Below are 23,013 nucleotides of genomic sequence, written 5' to 3'. Positions count from 1 at the left end.
CAAACCAATTAATGCCACTGGCTTATTATAAAACACCCATAGGTTTTGCCCGCATAACCGAGGAAGATGATTTTATTACTTCGATCTATTTGCTTGACGAAGACTTTGAAGTTGAACCCGCCGAAACCCCATTATTACAAATGGCCATAAAACAGTTAGATGAATATTTTGCAGGCACACGAAGAGTTTTTGATTTGCCGGTAAAACAAAGCGGATCTGTATTTCAACAACAGGTATGGGACCAGCTGCTTAAAATAGAATATGGCAAAACCATCAGCTATGCCCATCAATCTAAATTAATGAACAATCCATTGGCCATAAGAGCCATAGCATCAGCCAATGGAAAAAATCATTTAATTATTGTGGTGCCTTGCCATCGTGTAATAGGGTCTGATGGCAGCCTAACCGGTTTTGGCTGCGGTGTATGGCGCAAAAAATGGCTTTTGGCGCACGAAGCCAATGTATCAGGCTTTGGGCAGGCTAAGCTGGATCTGTAACCACATTATTAGTTTTTAATAACTTACTGATCATGGCATGCAGCTCGCGCGGCTGAAAAGGCTTTGATAATACGTCATTCATCCCGGCAAGAATAGCCTCCTGCTGCTCATAATCAAACGATGCGGCCGATAAGGAGATAATAGGGATACTTCTTTTAGCACCTTCAAAATCAATACGGATGGTTTTAGCGGTTTCATAACCGTTCAACTCGGGCATGTGCGTATCCATCAATATAAGGTCGTAGTTATTTGCGCGTAACTTATCAATTACCTTGCGGCCATTATCAACCATTTCAACCTCAATGTCCCAATCTTTAAGCATTTTAGCCAGCATAAACTGATTTACCAGGTTATCCTCAGCCACTAAAATACTTACATTATCAAAGGCTTCTAATACGCCCTCGGTTTTGCTCACAACTTTTTCTTTAGGCTTGCTTACAACCGTGTACCAATTTATAAAGCTAAACACACTCCCCTTGCCAACATCGCTGCTAACCGTAAGTTCGCCGCCTTTAAGCTCGGCTAATCTTTTTACTATGGCTAAACCTAAGCCCGTACCACCATATTTGGCAGCAGTATCTTCATCAGCTTGTTCAAACGAATCAAAAATTGTTGACAGTTTACTTTTAAGTATCCCTATCCCGCTATCTTCAACCGCAAATTTTATTTTTACCTGGTCGTTGAGTTTTTGTTGTACCGATACCTTCAGTTTCACATAACCACGTTCGGTAAACTTTATGGCATTGCTCAGCAGGTTCATCAGTATCTGGTTTAAGCGCAGCGAGTCAACCAGTAAATGTACAGGTACATCGGGTGCAATATCCAGTAAAAATTCAATGTTGTTTTCGTCGGCCTTAAATTTAAGCAAGCCATATACTGCCCTGATCAGATCATGTACATTATTGGCAGAACGCACAATATTAAATTTGCCAGCCTCCATTTTTGAAATATCAAGCACATCATTAATAACGCCTAATAATGACTGCGAAGAGATCTCCAGCAGATCGATCATGCTGCTTTGCTGTTCGTTCAGTTCAGTTTTGCGCAACAGGTTGCTTAAGCCGATGATACCGTTAACGGGTGTACGCAGCTCATGGCTCATGTTTGCCAAAAAAGTTTCCTTTACCTTTTTACCATGCTCGGCAGTTTCTTTTGAGCGGATAAGCTCGTTTTGATAGCTTTTTTGAGGCGATATATCGCTGATGTTTAAAAACAGGATTTTGTTTTGATAGGCAACACGGCACTCTACCCAAATAGACCGTTTACTAAAAGTATTAAATTGAAACTCAAAAACTGATGAGCTCAGGTTTTCTTTAATAATTTCGCCAAGTTTTGCCCTGAAGGCAGTTTGCTGCTCATCAACGGCCAAGTCAATAATACTTTTACCCGTTAGCTCTTTGGGCGTAAAGCCTAATATTTTTTCGACAGCCGGGTTTATATTTCTTATGCGGAAATCCTGCGCATCAACTGAACATATAATATCAGCCGAGTTTTTTACAACTACAGCAAAATTCTGTAACTCTTCATTCTTTTGTTTAATATCTGCCTGGTACTGGGCAAGCTGAATAAATGAATCAACCTTTGCCGAGGTAATAAACGGATCAAGTGGTTTGTACAAATAGTCAATAGCACCTGCGCCAAAGCCTTTAACCGCATATTTGGCATCTTTTGATATAGCGGTTACAAAAATCACCAAAATATCTTTAGTGCGCGGATTTGACTTTAGCATTTCTACAAATTCAAAGCCATCCATTTCGGGCATCTGCACATCAACTAATGCTATTGAGATCTGGTTTTCCCAAGCCAGTTTTAAACCCTCGTTAGGCGAGGTGGTTGAGAAGATCCGTATATCATCACGCTCAAGCAATGCTTTAAGGGCAATAATATTCTCTTCACGGTCATCTACAATCAGGATATTAACGGGGATCATCTAAAAATAAATAGGGGGATAATCTTCTTAATTCTTTAATAGTTCAAATATGTCATTTGTCCTTAATACGTAATCAGCTGCATTTATGTTTAAAGCTGTTGTTGGCATTTCGGGCATTTCAGCATCTTCGGGGTGTTGTACAATAGTCATGGAACCTGCGTTTCGTAATTTCAGCAACCCCTCTGCCCCATCCTGGTTTGCTCCGGAGAGCAGTATAGCGGTGCATTTTGACTTATATGTTTCGGCAGCACTTTCAAATGTAATATCTATTGATGGTTTTGAATACCACATAGGTTCTGATACATCCAAGCCAAAGCAGCCGCTTTTTTCAATCAGTGTATGATAATTTGCCGGAGCTATATATATAGTATTCTTACTTATTTTGTCCTTATCACTCACTTCCCGCAGTGATATACGGCTATTTTCGGCAAACAGTTTTTCTATTTCGCTTACATAATTCTTTTTTCTGTGCATTATAATTATCACAGTTTTATCAAGCGTGGGGGGAAGAATTTTTACAATATTAAAGATCAGCTTAAAAGAGCCCGCAGAGCCTCCTAACAGCAATATATCAGAGCTGTGCCAGCGTTGGACTATATTTTTATCAAGATCCAATTTTCTGGTATATGTTCTCTTTTTGATTTATTGCCTTAAACTTTTTCTTGAAAACATCTGAGCGGATGGTTTCTTTACTGCCAAGGCATAAAAAACCATGAGGGCAAAGGCTGTTGTAAAAAAGCTCTAATATTTTTTCCTGTAGCTGAGTTTCAAAATAGATAAAAACGTTTCTACAGCTTATTAACTGAAATTCGTTAAAAACAGTATCTGAGATTAAATTATGTACCGAAAATAAAGTGTTGGTTTTTAATTCGCTATGGATAGATGCGGCATCGTATAGTGTAGTGAAATGATCGGTAAGGGAGCCGCTTAAACCCGATAGCTGATAGTTTTCGGCATAACTCTTAATATTCCTGAAGCTATAAATACCCATACGGGCCTCTTTTAAAACCACCGTATTTACATCGGTACCATAAATGAATGATTTATGCTTTAGTCCCGATTTGTTCATCAATATGGCATACGAGTAAGCCTCCTCGCCCGATGAACAGCCTGCCGACCATATTTTTATATGCTGATACGTTGACAGGTATGGCACAACCTGGTTATTAACAGCCTTGAAAAACGATGGATCGCGAAACATCTCCGTAACGTTTACGGTGATCTCCTCTAAAAAATCCTGAAAAAAGCCCGGATCATTTAAAAGCGCATGCTTTAAATCGTAAAACTCAAGCTTTTTGATCATCATTACCCGGTTAAGCCTGCGCTTTAACGATGCCTTTGAGTAATCAGAAAAATCAAACCCGTGAACCTTCTTTACAAGGTCAATAAGTTCTGCAATTTGTTCGTCTGTTAAGCCCTTTAAAATAACATTCATATTAACTGGTAAGCCATAGCTGCATTAATGATATTAACCTGTCAATATCAACCGGTTTGGTAATGTAATCATTTGCACCGGCGGCTATACACTTTTCGCGGTCATCCATCATGGCCTTGGCTGTTAAAGCTATTACAGGTAACTTGGCCCATTTGTTTTGTTTTCTGATATATCTTGTGGCTTCGTAACCATCCATTACAGGCATCATTATATCCATCAGCACCATATCAATATCCTTTATTGCTTCCAGCTTATCAATGGCTTCCTGCCCATCGTTAGCTATTTCAACAACCATATCATAACCCTGCAATGCACTGCTCAGAGCAAATATGTTACGCATATCATCGTCAACAATTAATACCTTTTTACCTTTTATTACATCCTTACCATGTGAGGTTACTTTATTTTTGGTGATAGCTGAAAGGTCAGCAGGCTGATCCGCCGATTCACGCACCTTATTCAAAAACAGGTTAACCTCATCAATCAGCCTATCGGCAGATTTGGTTGTTTTTACCACCATGGCATTGGCATAATGCATTAGCCGGCTTACTGATGTTTTATCAAGCTCCATAGCGGTGTTGATAATAACCGGAAGTGCTTTAAAGCGGTCAATCTCTTTTATCTTATCTAAAAAGTCGAGCCCCGAAATATCCGGCAGGTTAAGATCAAGTATCACACACTGGTATTCGTTTTCGTGCAGCATTCTGAATGCGGAGGCACCATCAAAAGCCTGGTCAACCGTGATACCCTGGCTTTGCATCAGATCGTTTAATGCCTGGCTTTGTGTTTGATTATCCTCAACAAGCAATATCTGCTTAAACTTGGTGCCGCTTTGCAGCATAATATCGCCAAAAAGCTTATCAAGCGTGCCTGTGTCAATTGGTTTTTTCAGGAAGCTGATTGCCCCTTCGCGCCTGACGCGGTTGGCGGCAGCCTCACCGGCTGACATTAAATGTACCGGAATATGCATAGTTGCCACATCCTGCTTAAGTTCTTTTAATATCTGCCACCCATCTTTACCCGGCAGCATAATATCCAGTATCACGGCATCGGGCTGGTTTTCTTTAATTAGCTGAACGGCATTGGTACCCTCATAAACCATGATAGATTTATAACCATGATCGCGCGAGTAATCGTGCAAAATATCGGCAAAGTTTTTATCATCCTCAACAATTACAACCAATGGTTCCTTATCGCTCTTTTTTGCAATTTGTACCGCAGGTTTTAAAAACTGCAATTCGGGCACAAAATCTTCAACGGTTGGTAAAGTTTCCTGCTCGTTAGTAACATTCTCGGCCTGTAATGGGATAGTTAAAGTAAATTCGCTGCCTTTGCCCGGCTCACTTGATAAGGTTATTTTACCCCCTAATAGTATTACTAATTCGCGGCTTATTGAGAGGCCCAAACCTGTGCCTCCATACCTGCGGCTGGTTGAACCATCGGCCTGTTGAAATGCTTCAAAAATAAGTTTCTGCTTATCCAACGGGATACCTATACCTGTATCTTTTATACAGAAGCTTACTGTTTTAGGTTCTTCGCCAGGTATAACGTTTATTTCAATAGCGCCATTTTCGGGCGTAAACTTAAACGCGTTCGAAAGCAGGTTTTTCAATATCTGCTCAACCCTTACCTTATCAGTAAAGATCTGTTTAGGCAGGTTATTATTGGTGGTAATGGTATATTTTATCTTTTTATTGCGGGCTACCTCGGTAAACAGCATTTCCATATCGTGCAAAATGTTCGAGATCTTCACGTTCTCATTCTGCATTTCAAGTTTACCCGATTCAATTTTTGAAAGATCAAGAATATCATTGATCAGCGTGAGCAGATCATTACCTGCATTAAATATAACGCTGGCATATTTTACCTGATCTTCGGACAGGTTAAGCGGCTTATTATCTTTCAGGATGCGGGCAAGCACCAATATGCTGTTTAAAGGTGTGCGCAGCTCATGGCTCATGTTAGCCAAAAACTCCGATTTATATTTACCGGTAGTTTCAAGTTCTTTAACTTTTACGTTGATGGATTTGCGGGCTTCTTCAATGGCCTGGTTCTTTTCCTCTAACAGGCTGGCCTTCTCTTCTAATTCGGCATTGGTGGTACGCAATTCTTCCTGCTGTACGCGCATCTCTTCTTCTGATGCCTGCAGCATTTCGGTTTTACTCATCAGCTCTTCGTTGGTCACGCGCATTTCTTCCTGCTGTGCCTCCAACTCCTCGGCCTGTTGCTGTACCTGCGATAATAACTCGTGCATTATGGTACGTGCCTGCGCTGTATTTACGGCTATGCCAATATCATTTGCTACCGCTAAGATGTAATCATTGCTGCTCTGGGCCAGGTCATTATTAAAGGCTATCTCAATAACACCCTTCAGTTTTTTATCAAAAAAGAACGGCACTATAAAGCTGTCGACTATTTCCTGCTGAATAAGGGACGACCCTAAAGCCAGCTTATCATTTAATTTACCTTTAATCAGTGCCGCTTTTTCGTCTTTTGCTACCTGGCCTAACCATCCTTCGGATAGTTTTACGGTTTGCTTCAATGTTTTTAAATCGCTGAAAGCATAAGAAGCATATAGCTCAAGGCTTTCCTCATCCTCATTAAACAAATAAAAGGTACCTGTTAAAGCCTGCGAGTACTTGCAAATCTCGGTAAGCACGTTACCTGCAAGCTCACGTTCGCTTTGCTGGCCCTGCATTTTTTCGTTAAGGGCACTGGTGCCTGTAAGCAACCAGTTTTTAGCGCGATTTTCTGCCAATACTTTTTCAAGTTCAATGTTGGCAAATTTAACCTCTGCTTCAGTTTTCTTTTGTCTTTCAAATGTTCCCTGTATGTAAAAGAAGAGAATTACAATTATCACTAAAAACACAATTGAACCCACTAAAATGGTATCAAGCGCCCTTGATGATGCCGCTGCCGAGCTTGCTTTTCTTATAGCCAGCAAATCATTTTCAGTTTGCTTTAAATGATCAATCAGCTCGCGGATATTATCCATGTTTTGCTTTCCGTTGATCAGCATATTGTTTTGAACCATGAAATCCAAACCCCTGATTGGGCGAACTTCGATATTGGTTTTCAAAATATTTAGCTGGGCATTAACCAATGCAGACAAGGAATCAACCCTTTTTACCTGGATGGGGTTATCGGGGATTAATCCACGCAACTGTTCAATATCTTTTTTAATTCCGGGTAGGGCTGATTTGTACGGATCAAGAAAAACATCTTTATTGGTAGCTACATATCCGCGCATCCCGGTTTCAGCATCAATCATTAACTGAAGCAGGTTGGTTGATGTTTTTATTACCTTTTGGGTATGTTCAACCATGTTAGAGTCGCTCTCTAACTGGTTTATGCTTTTATAGGATAATATGCCTACAATTAATACCAGTATTACTGATACGGCAAAACCAGCGAGCACCTGCTGGCGAAAGGAAAATCTTAACATTTAGATTGTTTTAAGCTGATACAAATATGCTAATTTATATTATTTAAAATACGTAGCTGTATACCCCCATCATTGCTGAAAATGACTAATAAATATTCCGTTGGGGAATATTTTAAACTATGGGTCTGTTAAAGTTAGTTTTTTTATTGAAAAGAACACCAGCTAATGCCAGCAGCGGCCCTGCAAACAGCAAATACCAGCCCCATTTAAATTTGATTTGCCTGGTTAAAAAAGCATCAATTGAATGGAACGGAATAAAACTGAACGAGGTATGCACCTTTAGCCATGCTGCAATAAAAAGCAAAATAACCAGCCCTAATGAAAGCCATGATGACAGGCGGGTTATTTTAACCTGGTTAAATACGGTGCCTATTATACCTACTAATGCTACCAGCAAAATTACAATGCCAAAGGGTTTATTAGCATCGTACACATCCCAGTTAAACAGGTGAAACGGGCGCAATATGGGGCAATAGGTGCCGGCCACAAGCATAATAAAGCCGGCAAATGAAAATAAGGTATTAAGGCGCATTTTATTTTTGAGTTATCTCCATTTTATCGGCAAAGTGGGCGCAATAATCGCGCAGGTCTTCAACAATATTGGTTTCGCCCGTTGCGCGTAAAAAGCTATCGCCCATAGTTTGCAGGGTTTCATAAAAAAAGCGTTTCATTTCATCAACAGGCATATCTTTTGTCCAAAGGTCAATGCGCAATGTGTTTTTGTAGCTCTGATCCCAAAGGGCCAGCATTATTGATTTTACCGGTAATGCCTCTTTTGTTTTAGCATCGGTTGATTCCCATAAAATGCTTTCGGGTACATTATTATCGTCAAGGTCTATAGTAAGCTTTATTTCCGCTCTTTTCATTTTAGTTATTTAACAAGTAAAAATATAATTGCCGCCAAAGTTATAAAGCTTAGCTCTACAATCCATACTTTTTTGGTTTCGGGGAAAAAATTACGGAACATAATATCCATAAATGACACTACAACTGCAAACAGTAAAAATATCCAGCCCAAAGTATTACCCATTCCCTTAATGTGGGTACCTGATACCTGGATGCCATAAACCCAACTGTAAACCGCAACTATTAAAAAGAATGCACTTGCAAAATTTAGTGGAGTGATCCTGAACTTCATATACGTACTAATGCTTTTTTCTGTATGATTTTGGAGATTTCGTTCGTTTTTCTTTATAGTTACCCGTTGCTTTGGCTTTGGCAGCATCAAACTTTTTGCGCTGGTTCAGTGTCTTCTTCTCGTGGAATGCGCCTTTAAAATCCGGATCATCACGCCGCTTTTGCATGTCAATCTCTTTGGCCTGCTCCTGCCGTTCGTCATAAGGTGTTTCCTCAATAAACACATCGCCGGGGATAGTAAATACCGGTATGGTTTGCCTGATCAGTTTTTCTATTTTACGCAGATAATACTCTTCGGCAGGGCCGCAAAAGGTGATGGCCTCACCATGCTGATAAGCCCGACCGGTACGGCCTATGCGGTGTACATAATCTTCAATAACAACAGGCACATCAAAGTTTATAACGTGGCTTACATCGCTCACATCAATACCGCGCGATGCCACATCCGTTGCTACCAATATTTTAACCTCATCATTTTTAAAAGCATTGATGGCATTGATACGGGTATTTTGCCCCTTATTGGCGTGCAGCACCTTTACTTCCTTTTCGCCAAATTTACGCAGCAAAAACTTATATACATCTTCGGCAGCGATACGGGTTTTGCAAAATATCATCAGCTTTTTAATGTCGCCTTCAATATCCAACAGCTTTTTAAGCAGGTTGATTTTGGTTTTAACATTGGGCACGTAATATAGTTGCTGGTTAACTGTTTGCGCCGGGGTAGCCTGTGGGGTTACCTCAATTATGGTAGGGAACTCTAAAAAGTTATTGGAAAGCTCATGGATCTTATCAGACATGGTTGCCGAAAAAAGCAGGTTCTGCCTTTTTACCGGAACAACCTCCAAAATGCGGTTGATCTGCGGCATAAAGCCCATATCCATCATTTTATCGGCCTCGTCAAGCACCAATACCTGCAGCGTTTTGGTAACAATATGCCCGGCCAGGTATAAATCCATAAAACGGCCCGGTGTAGCTACAATAATATCAACTCCTTTATTTATTTGTTCTATCTGTGTTTTAGGACCAAGACCACCATACAGCACAACCACCCGCAAATCGGTATTGGCAGCAAACGTTTTCACGTTTTCTTCAATCTGCATGGCCAGCTCACGTGTTGGCGAAATTATAAGCGCACGGGCATTATCGCCTTGTGCATACTTTAAGCGCATTAATATAGGCAAAACATAAGCCGCAGTTTTACCTGTACCTGTTTGCGCAATGCCCATTACATCCTGCCCGTTAAGGATAGGCGGAATAGCTTTTTGCTGAATAGGCGTAGCTTCGGTATAACCGGCATCGGCAATGGCATTTAATATTTGCCGGTTAAAATCAAAATCATCGAAAGTTACACCCATGCCGCAAAGATAGTTTTTTTTAAGCGTTGACAGTCCCAAACACCGCAAAGTGAGGATTTAGACTCCTATTTACCCATGAAAACGAGCCTAAACAGGCTTATAAGCTATTTATGCTTTATTCCAATAACACCATTAAATAGGCGGCAAACGCATTCATCCATACAAAACCCTCGTTCGTCCATACATTAAATATTTATTGGCCAAAGGAATATTACTTTTGCTTTAAATATTAACTTATATGAAACAAAAATTACTTCTATTTTCTATTCTTTTTACATTATTTATTGGTTCTGCAGCTGCACAAGGCGACAAAGGCGGCTATTATTTGGGTGGTAGCTTAAGCTATAATTACAACAGCTTTGGTTCATCAAGCACCTATAATTACAGTACAGGTTACACCATATATACCACTACAAATATTGCTGCATTTACCCTAAGCCCTGAGTTTGGCTACTTTATCAGTAAAAAATGGTCAATCGGCATCCAGCCAACTTATTCACGCAATTCGGGAACTGAAGAGTCTGATTATTACTCAAACACGGCTGTTGCCGACGATTATACCTCAAAAGACAATTACCACTCAAGCGCTGTTGGTTTGGGAATTAATGTACGTTATTACTGTATGATCACTGATAAATTCGGCTTTTTTCCGCAGGTAGGTATCAGTACTTTAAACAACTCAACCTATTTTAAATATGGAACATTAACCATTGGCGGCACACCAAACTTTGTGTTTTTTGCTACACCCAAATTAGGTGTAAACCTTGGTTTTGGTAATATTGGCTATAATTTAGATTATAAAACAAAAGATCATACCCTTAATGCCGGGCTGAATGATAAGATCTCTTTCGGTTTAAATTATTACTGGGGAAAGAAATAACACCGCGACAATATACAAATCCCCTAACGCAGGCGTAGCTAATTGGTTACGCCTGTTGTATTTAGCCAATAACCAACTTATCGCCCGCAAATTTTATCTTCCCGGCATCAAGCAACAGCCTGATAGTTGCTATCCGCTCTTTTTCAGTACCCATAGTAACCGAGGACACTAATGATCCAATATCATGCGATGAGATGCTTAGGAGCTGTACGATCTCGTTGGTAATATCATCAACAATTTCTGAACTGTTTTTTTGCCGCTTTTCTTCAAGGCAAATATCGCACACGCCACATTTGCCGGCATTGGCCTCATCAAAATACGACAAAAGCATCTGGCTGCGGCATTTACGGTGTTCGGCATAGGCAAAAACGGCCTCCATCTTTTTTTTGATGGTTTGTTTACGTTCGTCAATAAGCCGTTTGTTGATATAAAGCGCATCGGCATGCTGGCGGGGTTTTAAATAGGTAACCTGCGGCTTATCTGTTTGCTGCAGATAGCTTAGTATTTTAAACTCCTGTAATTTTTGTAAGCCTTCAATAACCTGCTGCACGTTCATATTAGCCCGGCGGGCCAGGTCAAACTCCCTTATGCGTACATAATTATCAAACGAGCCACCATAAGATCGTAAAATGGTTTTGATGAAAGGATCCCAGCCGGGGTTTTGGATCTGGAAATTATATAACTGCTCATTCTCTACACTAAACCTGAAACGCGATGGCAAAAACACGCTCTCGTTAAACGACAGGTATTCGTCCTGTTCCAAAAACTTTAACGCATTAAGGGTTTTTATTGGCTCAAGCTTAAACTTACTGCAAAATTCACCCAGGTCAAGGTCAAAGCTGATGCCCTCACCTGCCTCGTAGGCTAAGCTGTAGTTATTAGCCAAATAATGATAAACCTGTTTTATTTCGTCTATGGATGGAAAGCTAAGCTCAAATTTTTTTTCCTGTTTAAGCCTGTCGGTATAATTGTAGAGTAAAACTGCGTAGGCTTTTTGCTCATCGCGCCCACCCCTGCCTGCTTCCTGGTAATAAGCCTCCAAACTTTCGGGCATATCCTTGTGGATCACAAATCGGACATCAGGCTTATCAATGCCCATCCCGAAGGCATTAGTAGCCACAATAATTTGCGTGCGGTTGTTTTTCCAGCTCTCCTGTTTATGCGACCGCAGTTCGGCCTCCAAACCTGCGTGGTAAAAATCGGCCCTAAAACCGTTATCGTTATAAAACCTGGCAATTTCGGTAGTTTCTTTACGGCTGCGCACATAAACAATGCCGCTGCCCTTTACGCCGCGGGCAATATCCAATAGCTTTTTATATTTGTTCTCCTCGTTTTGTACTACGTAACTAATGTTTTTACGCTCAAAACTTTGCTGAAAAACATTAGGTGCTTTAAATAATAGCTTTTGCTGTATATCTTCCCTAACCTCGGCGGTGGCAGTGGCGGTAAGCGCCAGCACCGTTACATCTGGATGCAGGTCGCGCAGATCAGCAATGTGCAGGTAAGGCGGCCTGAAATCATAGCCCCACTGCGAGATACAATGCGCTTCATCAACCGCTATTAAATTTACCTTCATGTACTTGATACGCTCGCGCACCAGATCAGACAATAAACGCTCGGGCGATAGGTACAGGAACTTTACCTGGCCGTAAATACAATTATCAAGCGCCAGATCAATCTCGCGTTTGCTCATACCCGATACGATTGATACCGCTTCAATGCCCTTAGCCCGCAGGTTCTCAACCTGATCCTTCATCAAGGCTATAAGCGGGGATACCACAATGCATATCCCCTCCTTTGCCAATGCGGGCACCTGGAAACATACTGATTTACCACCACCCGTTGGCAGCAATGCCAAAGTATCGTGCCCTAACAATACAGACTTGATGATCTCCTCCTGCATCGGGCGGAAAGTATCATGGTTCCAGTATTGCTGTAGGATTTGCTGAATGGTCATTCTTTAATTCGGGTTCAGATTTTTGATTTTCTGATTTTGGTAAAGATAAATCCGAAATCGAACATTCGAAATCCGAAATACTTTATTATTTCTAAATTCGCAACTGTAAACATATATGTAATGAAAGTAATTTACGCTACCCTTATATTTTTAATCCTTACCATCAGCCTGCATGCCCAAAAATGGAATGTAGAAAATCCACCCTCGCCAGCTAAAAAGGTAAGCATTACTACCGATGAAGGCACCTGGATGAATTTAGATGTAAGCCCTGATGGTAAAACCATCGTGTTTGATCTGTTAGGCGATATTTACAGCCTCCCGGTTACCGGTGGCAAAGCAACATTACTTGCAGGTGGTAAAGCATGGGAGGTACAACCCCGTTTTAGTCCCGATGGTAAATCAATATCCTACACCAGCGATAAAGAAGGCGGCGATAATATATGGATAATGAATGCCGATGGCGGCAATAAGCACTCCATCACCAAAGAGAACTTCAGGCTGCTGAACAATGCATCATGGGCTCCGGATGGGCAATACTTAGTGGCGCGCAAGCATTTTACAGGCACACGCTCATTAGGAGCTGGCGAAATGTGGCTTTACCACAAAACCGGCGGCGAAGGCATCCAGCTTACCAAGCGCAAAAACGATCAGCAAGATGCAGGCGAACCCATCATATCGCCTGATGGCAAATATGTTTACTGGAGCGAGGATGTTACCCCCGGCCCAAATTTTCAATATAACAAAGACCCAAACCAGGGCATATACGCTATAAAAAGATTAAACCGGGTTACCGGCAATATTGAAACTGTAACCGGCGGATCAGGTGGTGCATGCCGTCCACAAATATCGCCCGATGGTAAGTTGATGGCATTTGTAAAGCGGGTAAGGCTAAAATCGGTACTGTTTATTCATAACTTAAGTACCGGCGAAGAATGGCCCGTATATGACGGTTTATCGCACGATCAGCAGGAAACCTGGGCTATTTTTGGTGTTTACCCCAACTTTGGCTGGCTGCCAAACAGCAATAACCTTATATTTTACGCAAAAGGTAAGATATGGAACTTAGACATTAACACGCTGAATGCGGCACAGATCCCTTTTGAAGTAACATCACAGCAAACCATTACGGATGCGCTTCACTTTCAGCAAAAGGTTTTCCAGGATGAATTTCCTGTTAAAATGATCCGCCAGTTAACTACCTCGCCCGATGGCAAGGTGGTAGCTTTTAATGCTGCCGGCTATATTTATACCAAGGCCTTACCTAACGGTACGCCAACCAGAATTACTACCACCAATGATTTTGAATATGAGCCTTCCTTTAGTCCCGACGGGAAATCATTGGTTTATATTGACTGGAGCGATGAGCTAAAAGCATCAGTAAACAGAATAGACCTTACCAGCTGCCTGGTAACCCGCCTAACTACCGAAAAGGGTTTTTACTACTCGCCAAGGTTTTCAAACAAAGGCGATAAAATTGTTTTTCGCAAAGGCGAAGGCAATGAAACATCAGGCTTTGCTTTTGGCAAGAATGGCGGAATCTATATTATCCCGGCTATAGGCGGAACCCCTAAATTAGTGATCGATAATGGGATAATACCTCAGTTCTCTGCCGATGACTCAAAGATCTACTACCAAAGCTCAGAAGATGATAAGAAAGCTTATAAGGTAATGGATACTACGGGTGCAAATCAGCGTACGTTGTATACCTCAAAATATGCAACCCAGTTTAGCCCGAGCCCAGATGGCAAATGGATGGCATTTACCGAACTATATAACTGCTACCTTACCCCAATGATCAGCACCGGAGGAGCGCAGGATCTGTCGGCAGGCAATAAAGCTATCCCGCTCAATAAACTCACCCGCGATGCCGGTACTTACCTGCATTGGAGCAAAGACAGCCAAAAATTAATGTGGACGCTGGGCCCTAAATATTTTGTGCGGGATATTCATAGCGCATTCCCTTTTATTGATGATGCTACTGATAAAACGCCAGCGGCAGATACAGCAGGAATTGATCTGGGCCTTAAATTAAAAACCGACGTACCCACCGGGAAGATAGCTTTTAAAAATGCGCGCATCATTACCATGAAAGGTGATGAAGTATTGGTAGATGCAACTATTATTATTGATCAGAATAAGATAACTGCCATAGGTAAATCAACCGATGTACCTATCCCTGCCGATGCAAAAATTTATGATGCTAATGGCAAAACCATTATGCCGGGTATTGTTGATGTGCACGGGCACCTGCATACCAGCCCTGATGGCATTAGTCCGCAGCAAGACTGGAACTATTATGCCAACCTGGCGTTTGGGGTAACAACCTCGCATGATCCGTCGAGCAATACGGAGATGGTTTTCAGCCAGTCGGAAATGCTCAAATCGGGTCACATGGTAGGGCCGCGCGTATATTCAACAGGGACTATCTTATATGGTGCCGATGGTGATTTTAAAGCCGTTATCAATAGCCTGGACGATGCGCGCTCAAACCTGCGCCGCTTAAAGGCTGTAGGTGCATTTTCGGTTAAAAGTTATAACCAGCCCCGCCGCGAGCAGCGCCAGCAAATAATTGAAGCTGCCAGGGAATTACAGATGGAAGTGGTACCCGAAGGTGGATCAACCTATTTTACCAACATGACCATGATTTTGGATGGACATACCGGCATTGAGCACAATATCCCGGTTTGGCCTGTTTATAAGGATGTAAAAAGCTTATGGAACAATAGTAAAACCGGCTATACTCCTACCTTGATAGTAGCCTACGGAACACAGTTTGGTGAAAACTTTTGGTACGACCGTACCGAAGTATGGAAAAACGAGCACTTGTTGAGTTTTACGCCGCAATCAATTATTGATGCACGCTCAAGACGCAGAACCACCTCCGAATATGGCGATTACGGCCATATCGAAGTATCAAAATATGTAAAGCAGATTGCCGATGGCGGCACTAAGGTAAACTTAGGCGCACACGGGCAGATACAAGGACTTGGCGCCCACTGGGAACTATGGATGCTTACACAAGGTGGTATGACGCCTATGCAAGCGCTGCGCTGCGCTACTATAAATGGCGCATCGTATTTAGGAATGGATAAAGAAATCGGATCGTTAGAGGTTGGGAAACTTGCAGATATGGTGATATTGAATGATAACCCGCTGGATGATATCCGCAATAGCGATAAGATAAAATATGTAATGGTTAACGGCCGCCTGTATGATGCCGACTCGATGAACGAGATTGGTAACCGCGACAAGCCAAGGCTGCGCTTTTGGTGGCAGCTAAATCGCGGTGAAATATCAAACCTACCTGTTGGCAATACCGAAACCTACCAGTTTACCACACAGGATGGTGATTAATATCCGTCAATAATTTAACTTCATATCATATAAAAAGACCCTCGCCAGCGCGAGGGTCTTTTTTTGTTCCAGTTAATTGATTGCTCATCTGCTGTATTCAATTCAATATCCTGATATATAGCATTATTTCACCATAAATATTACCCATTAATTAAAATACCGTGAAAATACGGGTACAAAAAGGGTGAAAACACGGGTTGTTTTATTAGCAATATTAATTATAAATTTAAAAAAACAACCACCAAATTATTTATGATAAACAGCAAGATAATTACCTACAAAATACACCATTTTAGTAGATATTTTAATTTAAAGTTATAAAAATATTTCTTTTTTAGACATATCTATCTAATTATCAAATAGTTTTAAATAACAACACATTTTTTTATAAAGACACTTTGCAAAGTAAAGAAGCATGCACTTTTTCAATACATGCCGCTAAATTACCGGAGCGTGGTAACGGTAAAACATTATTAAATACACAATTTTATGAAAAACAAAACATTGCTAAGCAGAAGCGAAATGAAAGCAGTAACAGGTGGTATCCGTTCTGACCAGGTTTGGGTTATTTGTGACATTAATGGTACCAACCAACAGGTATTAAGCCCTTGTGCACCTTGCCCGCATTGCCCTGATAACGGCACATGGGTATCATACGCTTATTCAGGCGATGCAACCCGTTGCCCTTGTGATATTTAATTAAGTATTGCTTATACAGGTGGTTAACATCAACCACCTGTATATTATTTTACAAACACTTAATGCTTAGTTTTATAACAAAATAGTTTAAATAATTAGCCTGTAAATTAAAATACCGTTAAAAAACGGGGTGTATTTACGGTGTTTTAACGGGTTGTTTTAACCTTAAGTTTATTATTATCTTGTGAACTATATACGTTATAACATCTATGAAATATTACTTAGTGCGCTACCAGGAAAAACACTGTTTACTGTCCTGCTCCTTTTCTCCATATCATTATAAGTAAGCCTCACTTTAAATCACCTGTTTATTTTTTCACGCCTATATCCTATCCTTATGCTTTCTATTTCTAACCACCAAAATCCAGATGCTGCTGTAAATAAACTATTAAAGGATCTTTCAATCCCTGTTGATCCGGAAACGGTTAGTTCCGAATTAGACAAGCACCCCGATTATCCCAGCCTGCTGGCAATCAGCGATGTTTTAACAGCGCTAAATATTCAAAATGCAGCCTACCGTATTGAATATGATAACCTGATTAATGTACCCTGCCCTTTTGTTGCCCACACCAATATTAACGGCGGCGATTTTGTGGTGGTAAACAAAATGGGGCTCGATAAGGTTTCTGTATCCAGCGAAAAATGGAATAACCATAAACTTGATACCGCAGAATTTAAAAAGATATTTAAAGGCATTGTTTTAACTGCCGAACCCGGCGACGGCCCAACCATAGCCCCTAAAATTAAAGACACCCTATCAGCCATAAAAACACCTGCTGTAGCCATAGGGCTTGGCGTAATATTATTAGCGGCGCTTGTTTTTCACAGTGCTTACTTTACCAATTTAAGCTGGCAAAGTTTATTGCTCACTGTTTTTAAAAGCGTGGGCTTAATTACATCCGTCTTGCTACTGGTACAGTCAATTGATAGCAATAACCCCCTGGTGCAAAAGCTTTGCCAGGGCGGCGGTGGTGGTAAAACCAATTGTAATGAAATACTATCATCAAAAGCAGCCAAGGTATTTGACGGCCTTAGCTGGAGCGAAGTTGGCTTTTTTTATTTTGCCGGTACCTGGCTAATGGTATTATTTGGCGGCGGCTCGGCCAGTATATGGTGGGCGTTAGCTATTTTAAATGTAGTAAGCTTGCCATATACCTTTTATTCTATTTATTACCAGGCCCGTGTTGCCAAACAATGGTGTGTACTCTGTTGTACCGTGCAGGCTATGTTATGGCTGGAGTTTATTGCTATAGTATTATATGTAAAAAATATTCCGATTGCTTTAGGCGATGACCCTGCCCGCGCTTTAAGCACAATTGCAATTTGCCTGCTGCTGCCCGTTATACTATGGATTTTGATAAAGCCTTTGTTTTTAAAAACACAGCAGCTATCCCCTTTAAAAAAACAACTCCACAAGTTTAAGTACAATACCGAACTATTTACCAAACTACTTACTGAGCAGCCTAAATATGCTACTCCTGATGAAGAATGGAGCATTGTTTTGGGTAATGTAGAGGCTAACAATATTATTACGATGGTAAGCAATCCCTACTGCCAGCCCTGCTCAAAAATGCACGAAATTTTAATTGAACTCATGGAGCAGCGCGGCGATTTACAGGCACGCATTGTATTTGCCACCACCAATACCGATGATGACATACGCACCCCGGTTAGCCGGCACCTGATGGCCCTTAACCAGCTAAAAGATAAATCCATTGTACAAAATGCACTGCACGACTGGTACGAACAAAAACAAAAGGACTACCCTACCTGGGCAAAAGCCTATCCCGTACAATTAAACGAGGCCGACTTTTATAAGCTTGACAAACAAAGCAACTGGGTTAGAATGGCCGAAGTTACCGCAACCCCAACCATGCTGCTTAACGGCTACCGCGTACCCGACCTGTACCAACTGCCCGATTTAAAATATATGCTTGATTAAAGCACCAGATACTTTGGCCAAAAGTAAAGAAGCATGCACTTTAACAATACATGCCGCCACAAATGCTGGGGCTTAGTACCGGTAAATAACTAAACTTTATTAAAAAAAAAATTATGTCAAATTTTCAAAAACTTAGCAGAGAAGAAATGAAAAATGTAACGGGAGGTGTTTTTCCTGTATGCACTATGGTATGTAAAACAGAGCTAGAAGGTGCAGATCCACAGTATCCAAATGGACGATATGGTTACACAACTACATATGTACAAGCATGTACTTCAAATTTTGAGGGAGCATGTACATTTGGTGGGGAAGTTGTAAGTTGTACATGTGGTAATATATAATAAGCTATATTAAACTACTTTTTGGTTTAGGTAAGATTAATAGTCTTATCTAAACCTTAACAAATGCTTTATTAATAATCCCGGTTCTATAATGTAACTATGAGAAATTTTTTATTTCAATAATTGCTTGATAAACCTGGGAGTTTTATTAACCACAACACAAAAACCTTAAGAGCAATCAAAAACAAAGACCTACGTTGAATATTTTAATGTCAAGAGCAAGAAGGGTTTACTGTATTGTTATTGAGGGAATTGATACGATGGTAATTTAGGCCGGCAGGTATACAGATATAACGTCGGAGTAATAAATTAAATTCAAAAGGTAATTGCTATCTTGTATTCAGCATAGTTGTTACAATTAATACAGCATATGATCAAAACCCTATACCTTATTGTATTCCTGTTTCCTTTAGCTGTATTTAGCCAGGTAACCATTAAGGGGCGGGTGATCAGCCAGGTTGATACCAAACCTGTAGACAATGTCAGCGTGTTTATCAGCAATGCTACCATTGGCGATAAAACCGCTGCCGATGGTACTTTTACTTTAGCGCACGTTAAACCGGGCAAATACGAGTTAGTAGTATCAATGGTGGGGTTTGATGCCTATAAACAAACTTTGGTGGTAACTGGGGCCAACATCAGCTTGCCTGATATTACCATATACCCAAAAGCTATTGCTCTTAACGAGGTAAAGGTTAAAGTAAACCACGACCCCGACCGCCAGCGCAATTACGACTGGTTTAAGGATGAGTTTTTAGGAAAATCGGATTTGGCTAAAGAGTGCAGGATCATTAACCCCGAAATGCTCGACCTTAGTTACGATGAAAAAACAGGTATCCTCACCGCGTCTTCTGCAGATTTTTTGGTGATTGAAAATAAGGCCTTAGGTTACCGCATCAAATATTTAGTATCAGACTTTGTGCTGAACAATTATGACGAAAAGGACAAGACCTTTTCGTATGCCGGCTCTGTGCTGTTCGAGCCGTTGAAAGGCTCGCCCGATGAGGAACAGCAATGGAAAGCAAGGCGGCAGGAAGTTTACGAAGGCTCGCAGATGCATTTTTTACGCTCAGCAATAAATAACCGCATCGATCAGGATGGTTTCCGGGTGCTGCGTTTAGCAATTACCCGCAACCCGCTCCGCCCGGCAGATAGTGTGATCAATGAGAATATCAGGGTTTTTACTTTATTAAAAAATGATAAAGGGAAATACAACTATAAAGATTCTTTATCCTATTGGCTAAAAAAGGCTAAACTACCTGCCATACTGCAAAGCAAACTTATTGCAACCCCCTTAAATAAAGCAGATATTATTAAACGTACCAACCAGCCCGGGTTATTTGCCTTAAGCATCAATGGTGGTAATGATGCCTTGTTTATCTCCTATAATAAATATGGCTATTTCAGTACTGGGGCTATCAGTCATTTAGCCGATGCTAATAACACATCCAGCACCCTGGTTACCTTTAACAGCCCAATAGCTTTGTTTGATAATAACGGTACGGTAATTAATCCGCGCAGTCTAACGTATGATGGCGTATGGATCAGGAATCGGGTAGCCGGCTTACTCCCTGTTGATTATGAGCCCGCCATTAACAAAACCGAAGGGATAGACAGTAACCTGGTTAACAACATTGATACCAAAGTAAAAAAGTATCAGGCATACCATAATACCGAAAAAGCTTACCTCCATTTTGATAAACCCTATTATGCAGCAGGCGATACCATATATTTTAAAGCTTACGTAACCAATGGCAGCCAGCACCAGCTATCGCAATTGAGTGGCTTATTATATGCAGACCTTATCGACCCTAAAAATAATATAGGGCAGTCCATCAAACTGCAACTAAACAATGGCATGGCCCGGGGCGATTTTGCATTGGCCGATACGTTAAAAACGGGCAACTACCGTATCAGGGCCTACACCAGCTACATGCGCAATAAAGGGGGGGATGCTTTTTTTGATCAAACCATCCCCATCGGTTCTACACAAAACCAGCAAGTACCCGAAAGCGGAAACAGCCAGCCACCGCACACAAAAGCCAAGCCAGTAATGAGTTTTTTACCCGAAGGTGGAAGCCTTATAACCGGCGTACGCTGTAAAGTAGCGTTTAAAGCCATTGATCAAACCGGGTTAGGTATAGGAGTTAAAGGGGTACTTTTAGATAATAACAATAAAGAGTTGGTAGAATTTGCCGCCACCCATTTGGGCATGGGGTATTTTTATATGAACCCTGAGGCTGGCAAAACCTACAAAGCCCGGTTAAGCTATGCTAACGGCACCCAGGATATAATGGAGCTGCCAAAAATTGAGGAGAACGGCATCAACCTTTCGGTTACAGACATCAGCCGATCCTATAGTATAAAGATCAGCAGTAGCAAACTTTATTATGAACAAAATAGGAACAAGGTTTTTACCCTGATGCTGTATGCTGGCGGCATCCCTTTAAGCATCAGCTGTAAGCTGGATAAACCCGAGGTAACTTTAAACATTAATAAAAGACAGCTGCATACAGGGGTTGCTAAGGCTACCCTGTTTTCGGCAGCGGGAGAACCTTTGTGCGAGCGCCTGTTATTTGTACAAAACGACGACTTGTTAAAGCTGAACGTAAGCAGCGACAAAGCCGTTTATAACAAAAGGGAAAAAGTAAAGATCAGCCTTGATGCCTTAAGCACTGCGGATTCGCTGTACAGCGGGCATTTCTCGGTAGCTGTAATTGACGAGGGCAAAGTATCCGTTGATGAAAATAAGGAATCAACCATTATCAACAACCTGTTACTAACCTCGGAGCTGAAAGGATATATTGAACAGCCAAATTATTACTTTACCCATACTACCGATAAAACCACTGCCGACCTTGACCTAATAATGCTCACCAACGGTTACCGAAGCTTTGAGTGGAAAAAGATACTGGACAATAACAATATAAATAACCCTATGGACTATCAGCCCGAAAAAGGATTGCAGGTTGCAGGTAATGTAAAGGCAAACAACAAACCTGTGCAGGCCGGTACGGTAAAGCTCTTTACCAAATCGGCAGGGAGTTTAATGTTGGATACGGTTACCGACAGTAACGGCAGGTTTATATTTAACAACTTAACGTTTAACGACAGTACCAAATTTGTGATACAGGCACGTACCGCCAAGGGAATAAAGGATGTGGATGTAATACCCGACCAGGCGATGGCTTTGCCTGTAGCAGGCAATAAAACCATGTATGATGAACTAAGCAATAACAATGCTTTGAATGCTTATGTGCAAAGCAGCAAGCAGTTTTATGAGGAACAGCAAAAATATGGTATTAATAAACATAACCTGATGCTGAAAGAGGTGGTAGTAAAAGAAAAAAAGAAAAAAGAGGAGATTGTGGCACATTCTGCCAACTTAAATGGATCCGGTAATGCGGACCAGGTTATCACAGCTAAAGATTTGGAGAACCTTCCTTGTGCTAAAATTATAGATTGTTTGGCTGCAAAAATAAGTGGGGTAACAATACATAGTGGCAATGTATATGTAAACCGGTTAAAAGGAATGAGAATGGAAAGTGTTAACATCCTTCCAGACCCAATGATGGTATATATAGATGGCACCCCAATAGCGCCAACTACTCATCCTTTAGATGAAATACGTCCAGATGAAATTGAAGGAATAGAAATATTAATTGGAACTCATTATGGTGCTATCTATGGCAGTCAAGCAGCATCCGGGGCTATTATAATAACCACAAAAAGAGGTAGAAAAATAAACAACTTTTACCGTGAAGCACCGGGCGTAATTGTTTATAAAGCCAAAGGCTTTTACAAGGCACGTGAGTTTTATGCCCCTAAATATGAACACGCTCCATTAAACAATGATTATAAAGACCTCCGCACCACCATTTATTGGAACCCTGAAATAGTAACCCACCCCAACGGCAAAGCAGTCTTTGAATATTATAATGCCGACGGTACAGGCAACTATCGCCTGATTATTGAAGGCATGGATGATAAAGGTAATTTAGGCAGGCAGGTGTATAGGTATAAAGTGGAGTAATAATATTG

16 protein-coding genes are annotated in these 23,013 nt (G+C 41.1%); 7 read left to right on the top strand and 9 right to left on the bottom strand.

The window, feature by feature from the left end; translation table 11 throughout:
• The first annotated feature begins 11 nt into the window (after window positions 1-11).
• Window positions 12-497 carry a methylated-DNA--[protein]-cysteine S-methyltransferase gene (locus tag ACQY4U_RS17530; protein WP_428330748.1) on the top strand — a complete coding sequence of 162 codons (486 nt, stop codon included), beginning with the start codon at window positions 12-14 and terminating at the stop codon, window positions 495-497.
• Here ACQY4U_RS17530 and ACQY4U_RS17525 read toward each other — a convergent pair.
• From ACQY4U_RS17525 to ACQY4U_RS17490, 8 genes are all read right to left on the bottom strand, one after another.
• The gene (locus ACQY4U_RS17525; RefSeq protein WP_428330747.1) at window positions 481-2,427 is read right to left on the bottom strand and encodes a response regulator; all 1,947 of its coding nucleotides are present in this window, start codon (window positions 2,425-2,427) and stop codon (window positions 481-483) included. The two genes, ACQY4U_RS17530 and ACQY4U_RS17525, sit on opposite strands and share 17 nt — an antisense overlap.
• 27 nt (window positions 2,428-2,454) lie before the next feature.
• On the bottom strand, window positions 2,455-2,994 hold the full coding sequence (locus ACQY4U_RS17520) for a chemotaxis protein CheB (protein ID WP_428331757.1): 540 nt from the start codon (window positions 2,992-2,994) through the stop codon (window positions 2,455-2,457).
• A 37-nt stretch (window positions 2,995-3,031) separates the two neighbouring features.
• Window positions 3,032-3,862, bottom strand: a complete 831-nt coding sequence (locus ACQY4U_RS17515) for a CheR family methyltransferase (protein WP_428330746.1) — start codon at window positions 3,860-3,862, stop codon at window positions 3,032-3,034.
• Window position 3,863: 1 nt separating this feature from the next.
• The gene (locus ACQY4U_RS17510) at window positions 3,864-7,307 is read right to left on the bottom strand and encodes a response regulator (RefSeq protein WP_428330745.1); all 3,444 of its coding nucleotides are present in this window, start codon (window positions 7,305-7,307) and stop codon (window positions 3,864-3,866) included.
• A 112-nt stretch (window positions 7,308-7,419) separates the two neighbouring features.
• Complete coding sequence (locus ACQY4U_RS17505; protein ID WP_428330744.1) at window positions 7,420-7,839, bottom strand: hypothetical protein; 420 nt, start codon at window positions 7,837-7,839, stop codon at window positions 7,420-7,422.
• 1 nt (window position 7,840) lies between these two features.
• Window positions 7,841-8,173, bottom strand: coding sequence for a gliding motility protein GldC (gene gldC / locus ACQY4U_RS17500; RefSeq protein WP_428330743.1), 333 nt, complete (start codon window positions 8,171-8,173; stop codon window positions 7,841-7,843).
• Window positions 8,174-8,178: 5 nt separating this feature from the next.
• Window positions 8,179-8,445 carry a hypothetical protein gene (locus tag ACQY4U_RS17495; RefSeq protein WP_428330742.1) on the bottom strand — a complete coding sequence of 89 codons (267 nt, stop codon included), beginning with the start codon at window positions 8,443-8,445 and terminating at the stop codon, window positions 8,179-8,181.
• Between the two features lie 7 nt (window positions 8,446-8,452).
• The gene (locus ACQY4U_RS17490) at window positions 8,453-9,799 is read right to left on the bottom strand and encodes a DEAD/DEAH box helicase (RefSeq protein WP_428330741.1); all 1,347 of its coding nucleotides are present in this window, start codon (window positions 9,797-9,799) and stop codon (window positions 8,453-8,455) included.
• Window positions 9,800-10,037: 238 nt separating this feature from the next.
• Between ACQY4U_RS17490 and ACQY4U_RS17485 the strand changes: the two genes are divergently transcribed.
• Window positions 10,038-10,679 (top strand): hypothetical protein, encoded by a 642-nt coding sequence (locus tag ACQY4U_RS17485; RefSeq protein WP_428330740.1) that lies wholly within the window; start codon window positions 10,038-10,040, stop codon window positions 10,677-10,679.
• A 61-nt stretch (window positions 10,680-10,740) separates the two neighbouring features.
• Here the strand turns inward: ACQY4U_RS17485 and ACQY4U_RS17480 are convergent, their stop codons facing one another.
• Window positions 10,741-12,636, bottom strand: a complete 1,896-nt coding sequence (locus ACQY4U_RS17480) for a RecQ family ATP-dependent DNA helicase (RefSeq protein ID WP_428330739.1) — start codon at window positions 12,634-12,636, stop codon at window positions 10,741-10,743.
• Window positions 12,637-12,756: 120 nt separating this feature from the next.
• Between ACQY4U_RS17480 and ACQY4U_RS17475 the strand changes: the two genes are divergently transcribed.
• The 5 genes from ACQY4U_RS17475 (at window position 12,757) to ACQY4U_RS17455 (ending at window position 23,005) form a co-directional block, all read left to right on the top strand.
• Entirely contained in the window at window positions 12,757-15,990 is a 3,234-nt protein-coding gene (locus tag ACQY4U_RS17475; protein ID WP_428330738.1) for an amidohydrolase family protein, read from the top strand.
• 489 nt (window positions 15,991-16,479) lie between these two features.
• Window positions 16,480-16,689, top strand: a complete 210-nt coding sequence (locus tag ACQY4U_RS17470) for a hypothetical protein (protein ID WP_428330737.1) — start codon at window positions 16,480-16,482, stop codon at window positions 16,687-16,689.
• Window positions 16,690-17,026: 337 nt separating this feature from the next.
• Window positions 17,027-18,631, top strand: a complete 1,605-nt coding sequence (locus ACQY4U_RS17465; protein ID WP_428330736.1) for a vitamin K epoxide reductase family protein — start codon at window positions 17,027-17,029, stop codon at window positions 18,629-18,631.
• A gap of 113 nt (window positions 18,632-18,744) precedes the next feature.
• Window positions 18,745-18,972: a bacteriocin-like protein gene (locus ACQY4U_RS17460; protein ID WP_428330735.1), complete on the top strand. Its 228-nt coding sequence runs from the start codon at window positions 18,745-18,747 to the stop codon at window positions 18,970-18,972.
• A gap of 370 nt (window positions 18,973-19,342) precedes the next feature.
• A complete protein-coding gene (locus tag ACQY4U_RS17455; RefSeq protein ID WP_428330734.1) occupies window positions 19,343-23,005 on the top strand; it encodes a carboxypeptidase-like regulatory domain-containing protein in 3,663 nt (1,220 codons plus the stop codon).
• The last annotated feature ends 8 nt before the right edge of the window (window positions 23,006-23,013 follow it).

The sequence above is a fragment of the Mucilaginibacter sp. genome (assembly GCF_965277465.1).
In the GTDB taxonomy this organism is placed as follows: Bacteria; Bacteroidota; Bacteroidia; order Sphingobacteriales; family Sphingobacteriaceae; genus Mucilaginibacter.
Note: the sequence above shows the minus strand (reverse complement) of the source record. Positions and strands in the feature narration are given on the sequence as shown.

Bases quoted from the DNA above. Each gene is read 5' to 3' on its own strand.
- ACQY4U_RS17530 (WP_428330748.1), top strand. From the start codon at position 12: ATGCCACTGGCTTATTATAAAACACCCATAGGTTTTGCCCGCATAACC.
- ACQY4U_RS17525 (WP_428330747.1), bottom strand. From the start codon at position 2,427: ATGATCCCCGTTAATATCCTGATTGTAGATGACCGTGAAGAGAATATT.
- ACQY4U_RS17515 (WP_428330746.1), bottom strand. From the start codon at position 3,862: ATGAATGTTATTTTAAAGGGCTTAACAGACGAACAAATTGCAGAACTT.
- ACQY4U_RS17510 (WP_428330745.1), bottom strand. From the start codon at position 7,307: ATGTTAAGATTTTCCTTTCGCCAGCAGGTGCTCGCTGGTTTTGCCGTA.
- ACQY4U_RS17505 (WP_428330744.1), bottom strand. From the start codon at position 7,839: ATGCGCCTTAATACCTTATTTTCATTTGCCGGCTTTATTATGCTTGTG.
- gldC (WP_428330743.1), bottom strand. From the start codon at position 8,173: ATGAAAAGAGCGGAAATAAAGCTTACTATAGACCTTGACGATAATAAT.
- ACQY4U_RS17495 (WP_428330742.1), bottom strand. From the start codon at position 8,445: ATGAAGTTCAGGATCACTCCACTAAATTTTGCAAGTGCATTCTTTTTA.
- ACQY4U_RS17490 (WP_428330741.1), bottom strand. From the start codon at position 9,799: ATGGGTGTAACTTTCGATGATTTTGATTTTAACCGGCAAATATTAAAT.
- ACQY4U_RS17485 (WP_428330740.1), top strand. From the start codon at position 10,038: ATGAAACAAAAATTACTTCTATTTTCTATTCTTTTTACATTATTTATT.
- ACQY4U_RS17480 (WP_428330739.1), bottom strand. From the start codon at position 12,636: ATGACCATTCAGCAAATCCTACAGCAATACTGGAACCATGATACTTTC.
- ACQY4U_RS17475 (WP_428330738.1), top strand. From the start codon at position 12,757: ATGAAAGTAATTTACGCTACCCTTATATTTTTAATCCTTACCATCAGC.
- ACQY4U_RS17470 (WP_428330737.1), top strand. From the start codon at position 16,480: ATGAAAAACAAAACATTGCTAAGCAGAAGCGAAATGAAAGCAGTAACA.
- ACQY4U_RS17465 (WP_428330736.1), top strand. From the start codon at position 17,027: ATGCTTTCTATTTCTAACCACCAAAATCCAGATGCTGCTGTAAATAAA.
- ACQY4U_RS17460 (WP_428330735.1), top strand. From the start codon at position 18,745: ATGTCAAATTTTCAAAAACTTAGCAGAGAAGAAATGAAAAATGTAACG.
- ACQY4U_RS17455 (WP_428330734.1), top strand. From the start codon at position 19,343: ATGATCAAAACCCTATACCTTATTGTATTCCTGTTTCCTTTAGCTGTA.